Source organism: Streptomyces sp. AcH 505, assembly GCF_000818175.1.
Taxonomy (GTDB): Bacteria; Actinomycetota; Actinomycetes; order Streptomycetales; family Streptomycetaceae; genus Streptomyces.
The window spans coordinates 2454773-2458327 of record NZ_JTIY01000001.1; the positions used below are offsets into that span (position 1 = coordinate 2454773).

Annotated in this window: 4 protein-coding genes; 2 read left to right on the forward strand and 2 right to left on the reverse strand. The window is 70.5% G+C overall.

What is annotated here, in order from left to right; all coding sequences use genetic code 11:
- Window positions 1-495 precede the first annotated feature (495 nt).
- Entirely contained in the window at window positions 496-1032 is a 537-nt protein-coding gene (locus tag HY68_RS11360) for a hypothetical protein (RefSeq protein WP_052457069.1), read from the forward strand.
- A 111-nt stretch (window positions 1033-1143) separates the two neighbouring features.
- Window positions 1144-1608 carry an SRPBCC family protein gene (locus HY68_RS11365; protein WP_041995741.1) on the forward strand — a complete coding sequence of 155 codons (465 nt, stop codon included), beginning with the start codon at window positions 1144-1146 and terminating at the stop codon, window positions 1606-1608.
- Window positions 1609-1656: 48 nt separating this feature from the next.
- Here the strand turns inward: HY68_RS11365 and nadE are convergent, their stop codons facing one another.
- On the reverse strand, window positions 1657-2508 hold the full coding sequence (gene nadE, locus HY68_RS11370) for an ammonia-dependent NAD(+) synthetase (RefSeq protein ID WP_041987634.1): 852 nt from the start codon (window positions 2506-2508) through the stop codon (window positions 1657-1659).
- Window positions 2509-2655: 147 nt separating this feature from the next.
- A partial coding sequence (locus tag HY68_RS11375; RefSeq protein WP_052457070.1) for a chitinase occupies window positions 2656-3555 on the reverse strand: 900 nt, incomplete at its 5' end.

The following is a 3555-nucleotide window of genomic DNA, read 5'->3' on the forward strand; positions in this document are numbered from 1 at the left end:
CCGGTCGGCGGTCCAGAACCGGATCGCCGCACGCTGGTCGGCGGCGGAGACGGAGGTGCTGTGCGAGCCGGTGGGGGCGGGCGCGGGTGCCGCTTGGGCGGTGCCGATCAGACAGCCGGTGGCGGCGAGTGCGAGTGAGCCGAACAGGATGGCGGCGCGTCTCATGGAGGCAGCTCCTACTCTCCGGAGAGGTACGTCCTCCCCGGGTGGGGGGTGAGTACGTAAGGCCGTGTGGGTGCGCCGGGTTGAACGGGGTGGACAACGTTGTCGGCGTACCACCCGCACGGTCTGTGCCGCCGTCAGAATCCCACGCCGGTAATGGCATGTCCATGCTGCACGCGCCCGCCGCCTTCGGCGTCGGTCCGGAGAGATCGGCCTGACGTGCTGTTACATCTTTCGCAGCCGACGCTTGTCGGCCGTCCGCTTCCCGGCGGTCCGTTTGTCGGCCGTCCGCTTGCCGTCCCTTCGACCTGCTCCGCTCCGAGAGGTGGCGCCGTGCCCGCCAGTCCCCTGACCGACGACAGCTCCGCCCCCGTCGAAGAGCCGGGCCGGCGCGACGAGCCGTTGCAGCGCCTGCTGTTCGGCGGTGTGTACGGCACGGTGCTCGCCAGCGCGCTGGCGGCGGCTCTCGGCCATGACGAGGGTCCCGCCGACCCCGGGTACGACGCCGTCTGGGTGCTGCTCGCCGCCGTCGCATCGGCGGCGGCGCACGGCTACGCCCACGCCATCGCGCACCGCGCGCCCGCCGGCCGGAAGGCCACCGCCGACACCGTACGGTCCGTGCTGACCGAGTGGCCGCTGGTGGCGGCCGTGCTGCCGACCGTGGCCGCGCTGCTCGGCGCGTTCATCGGCTGGTGGAGCGAGGACGTCGGGATCGAGGTGGCGCTGGTCATCAACGTGGTCGCGCTCTTCGGCTGGGGCTTCTGGTCGGCGCGGGTGGCCAAGCGCGGCCGGTTCGCCGCCTGCCGGGTCGGCGGGGTGGATGTGCTGCTGGGGCTGCTGATCATTCTCGCGAACGTGCTGAGCAAGTAGCCGAGCAAGTAGCCGGGTAGGCAGCCGGGTAGGCAGCCGGGTAGGCAGCCGGGTAGGCAGCCGGGCGGGGAGCCTCGGGCGGCGACCGGCGCGCATGCGAGGGTGGTGACCATGACGAATGAGCGATTTGAGGTCCGGCGGGAGATCGCGGCGGCTCCCGCGAAGGTCTTCGACGTGCTGTGCGAACCCACCGGGCACGTGTCGATCGACAGCTCCGGCATGCTTCAGTCCGCCGAGGGCGAGCGGGTCGGGAAGGCGGGCGACGAGTTCGTCGTGCACATGGACCGCGAGTCGCTGAACGACCTCCCGATGGGCAAGTACGACGTCACGGTGATCATCACCCGCTTCGAGCAGGACGCGGCGATCGAGTGGACCATCTCCGGCACGATCCAGCCGCCGATCCGCCATCTCTACGGCTACCGGCTCGAACCCAGCACCACCGGGACGCTCGTGACGTCGTACTACGACTGGAGCCAGATCGCCGAGCGATACCGGGAGGCGGGCATCTTCCCCGTCATCCCCGAGGCCGGCCTGCGCGCCACGCTCGGCATCCTCGCCCGTACGGTCGAAGGCTGAGCCGCCGCGTGTGAGGCGGTCACCCGCCCGAATCCGCGGCTGAGGCGGTCACACGCCCGAATCCGCCTGGGCCGGGGCGATCGGCAACTGGCGCTTGTGCTCGGTGAGACGGTAGCGGCGCACGATCGACTCGTAAGCCGCCTCGCTCACCTCCTTGCCCTCCAGGAAGTCGTCGATCTGCTCGTACGTCACACCGAGCGCGTCCTCGTCGGCCTTGCCGGGGGTGAGGGTCTCCAGGTCGGCCGTGGGAATCTTGTGCACCAGCTCGTCGGGGGCGCCGAGCCGTGCGGCCAGCGCCCGTACCCGGCGCTTGGTCAGACCGGTGAGCGGTACGACGTCGGCGGCGCCGTCGCCGAACTTGGTGAAGAAGCCCGAGACCGCCTCGGCCGCGTGGTCGGTGCCCACGACCAGTCCGTCGTGCGCGCCCGCCACCGCGTACTGCGCGACCATGCGCTGCCGCGCCTTGATGTTGCCCTGCACGAAGTCCTGGTGACCCGCGTCGCGGAACGCCACGTCGGCGGCCAGGCAGGCATCGAGCGCCGCGTCGCTGGCGGGCCGTACGTCCACGGTCAGCAGCCGGTCGGGACGGATGAACCGCACGGCGAGCTGTGCGTCGTGCTCGTCGGCCTGGACCCCGTACGGCAGCCGCATGGCGAAGAACGTGGCGTCGTGGCCCGCCTTCCGCGCCCGCTCCACGGCGAGCTGGCAGAGCCTGCCGGTCGTCGTCGAGTCCACGCCACCGCTGATCCCCAGGACCAGTGCGCGCAGCCCCGTCGCCGTCAGCCGCTCGGTGAGGAAGGCCACCCGGCGCTCGATCTCCCGATCGGCGTCGAAGGTCTCGGACACCTGGAGATCGCGGGCGATCTCCTTCTGCACGGGGGTCGGGGCCGGCTCGTTCACAGTGCTTCCTCCTGGTAGGGCTGGTGCCAGGGGAGGCGGACCGCGCCGCTCCCGGCCCCACCGACCCTATGCGCCGGGTGCGGGCGGGTGGAACGGGGCCAGGAGTGGCGCGGGTCTCGTGTCGGTCAGGTGCTGATCAGCGGTCGGTCAGGAGCCGAAGATGTCGGTGAAGGCCAGCTGGTTCTGCGAGACGCCACTGCACGTGGGCGATGCGGCGGCGCCGACCGATCCGGGGCCGCAGGACTGGTCGCGGTTGATCGACCAGTACGACAGCCGTCCCACGCCGTTGGCCGATGCCCAGTCCTTGACCGTGGACGCGTTGTCCGTGGTGAAGACCGAACCGTCGTCGTTGACCCCGATCATCGGGGTGATCCCGAGGTTGCCGTAGCCGTAGCTCGCATCGACGGACCGGAGTTGGGCGAGGGTGCTGGTCGCGGCGCTGATCGCGGCCTGCCCCATGTCCTGGGAGCCCTGGTAGTAGTCCATCGTCATGATGTTCACGACGTCGATCTTGACGCCCGCGTCCTTGGCGGCCTTGATGATGTTGACGCCGTCCGCGGTCAGTCCGTCCGGCAGTACGGGCAGGGTGACCGAGAACGTCAGACCGGGGTTGGCGTCCTTGAGGCTCTTCATCGCCGTCATGTTGCGGGTGGCGGCCGCGGTGTCGGCGATGGCCCCGCCCTCGATGTCGAAGTCCAGGGAGCTGGGGTGGTACGAGTCGATGATCTTCTGGTAGCCGGCGGTGATCGCGCTCTGGTCCGTACAGCTCCAGGCGAGCGGCAGCCCTGCGGCGCCGCCCGAGGAGACGATGACGGAGGCGCCCTCGGACTGGGCCTTCTCGATGAGCGGGTCGGTGAAGGAATCGTCGCCGACGGGCAGCGTGTCTCCCCAGATCTGGTTGCAGCCCGAGCCGATGACGAATCCGGCGGTGAAGGTCCGCACACCGTGCTGGGTTATCGCGGTGTCCAGCAGGCCTTCCTGCGAGTTGGACATGTCGGTGTACGGGGCGAAGCTTGCCGCCGCGTCCGGCCGTACGGAAGCGGGGGC